The 1,927-nt window shown below is 35.0% G+C and carries 2 protein-coding genes and 1 pseudogene; 1 reads left to right on the forward strand and 2 read right to left on the reverse strand.

Features of this window, described 5'->3' with window-relative positions; translation table 11 throughout:
- Positions 1 to 311: 311 nt before the first annotated feature.
- Entirely contained in the window at positions 312 to 527 is a 216-nt protein-coding gene (locus tag LOK41_RS27965) for a hypothetical protein (RefSeq protein ID WP_241819351.1), read from the forward strand.
- Positions 528 to 777: 250 nt separating this feature from the next.
- On the opposite strand, the gene LOK41_RS27970 is transcribed toward LOK41_RS27965, so the two are convergent.
- Both LOK41_RS27970 and LOK41_RS27975 read right to left on the reverse strand, forming a co-directional pair.
- Complete coding sequence (locus LOK41_RS27970; RefSeq protein ID WP_241819352.1) at positions 778 to 1,428, reverse strand: MarR family transcriptional regulator; 651 nt, start codon at positions 1,426 to 1,428, stop codon at positions 778 to 780.
- A gap of 220 nt (positions 1,429 to 1,648) precedes the next feature.
- Positions 1,649 to 1,927: pseudogene (locus tag LOK41_RS27975) on the reverse strand (plasmid recombination protein); the annotation flags it as partial.

The raw sequence follows: 1,927 nt of genomic DNA on the forward strand, positions 1-1,927 counted from the left end.
TAACTTCTGATAACGAATTTTACGTCAACTAGCACCTCTTGCAGGGGCTAGTTTTTTTGTTTTCACCTTGTCTTTTTATATATTGCAAATCGAGTGAAGCGACAACCGTTTTCAGACGCAAAAATGAAATTTCGAGACAGAAAAAACGGTAAAGGTTGTAGGAATCTCCTACCAAGTCAAAAACACCGTTTTTGGGGAGACCATGGTAATCCCGTAGCTTGCCCCTAACAGGGCGAGCAAAACAAAGAGGGATTTTTCCTCTTTGTTTTTTGACCTTCCTTTGCTTTTTGTTTGGAGTGCTGGCTCGTCGTGTGGGGACGAGACCCCACGGTTTAAAACGTATCATCATAACGAATAAGAACAAATCTAGGACGACTGATCTTGGCGGTTCGGCTCGTATACTTGCTAGTCCAAGCCGAGAACCATTGCATTGCTTTTTGTCCTTCGGCTTGGCGAGAAAAGCACACGAGCCGAAAAAAGTTTTGCAAGGACAACATCAAAAAGAAAAGGCAGTAGCCTTTAGGTGAGGATGAACGAACCGACTTTTTGATGTTGAGGGTGGAGATTTTTGAGTGATTTTCTCAAAAATACGACCCGTTCCTTGCGGAACTTTTAGCTCCATATATAAGAGTGAGAAGAGCAAAGTGAAGAAAGTCAGTAATATCAAGGGTTTATGAGATATAGGGTGTACCCAAAAGGGAACACCTGTGTACCCAAAAGGGAACACCTAAAAAACGGAAAATAAAATAAAAAAAAGATGTCAATATAAAATGACATCTAAAATAAATAAATTGGTAACTTATGTTTTTTACCATCGTCAGTTACAAAATTTTTAAGTGATTTTTTAAAGATTTTTTGAGTTGCTTTATCTACTCCATCTTTTGGAGAACAACACATAATATTTGGATTTACAAACCATGTACGACTTGTACAAATACGACCATCTTCTGTAGTTGTTCCAGTTTCTGCAACTGCTAATAATCCTTTTTTCATTAAACCATTCATTAACTCTGATACTTTCCCTCTAGTTCTATTTAACTTTCTAGCAAGATAACTAGGCGTTGCACTATCAGAGTCAAATTCGTTTTCTTTACTTATTCTTTCAACCAAAATATTCGTTTTAAATTCTACATAAGGTATTAAATCCATTAAAAACGCTTTTTCAGCTGTAGTTAAATAATTAATTTCACTCAGGTAATTGTAATTATCCATAATAATTTGCACAAACCTCACCCGATCTGTTGGCTTTTTCTTTTTTGCAATAAAATATTCTTCTCCACCAGTCGCCTTACTTAATAACTGTAAAAGCATTGCTTTCTCTTCTTCTGAATAACCACCGGCTTGCAACTGATTATAAATACTATCAATCTTACTATCTCTCATTTTCGCCTTTTTTTCAGCTTGTCCAAAATCTACAACTTTTGTCATAAAATAATTCTCTCCCTTAGTGGAAGGAATCAACTTTTATATGTTAGAATGTATATAGAATATGCATTGGTTGATTCCAACCTTATTATGAAAAACCGCCTCGCCGACCAAAGCTTGGGCGGTTTTTCTCGTTTATACGTCTTTCTTTATAATAACATGAAATGTGTTGTTAAAGGTTTCCATCTGTTAAAATTAATTCTCTTTTCTCCCATTATCACGCCTATCTTTCCATATCAAACCCTCGATGTTTATTCTTTTCCCTCTTCTTATGTTCACCTTCAAAATGATTATCTACGCCTTTATTATCCAATTCATTTTTAATAATCCCTCTAAACGTCTGAAATTTGTCTTTAAAGGCCTTTTTCGTCTGTTCATATAAAACCTTTATATTAGTCTGTAACCCTCTTATATGAGCTTTTAATGAGCTGATTTCCTTATTTAATACACCAACTTCTTTTTGCAACTGACTTTTTTCTTTTTTCAATGTTCGATTTTCTTT

This window comes from Bacillus sp. TL12 (assembly GCF_022625245.1).
Taxonomy (GTDB): domain Bacteria; phylum Bacillota; class Bacilli; order Bacillales; family Bacillaceae_G; genus Bacillus_A.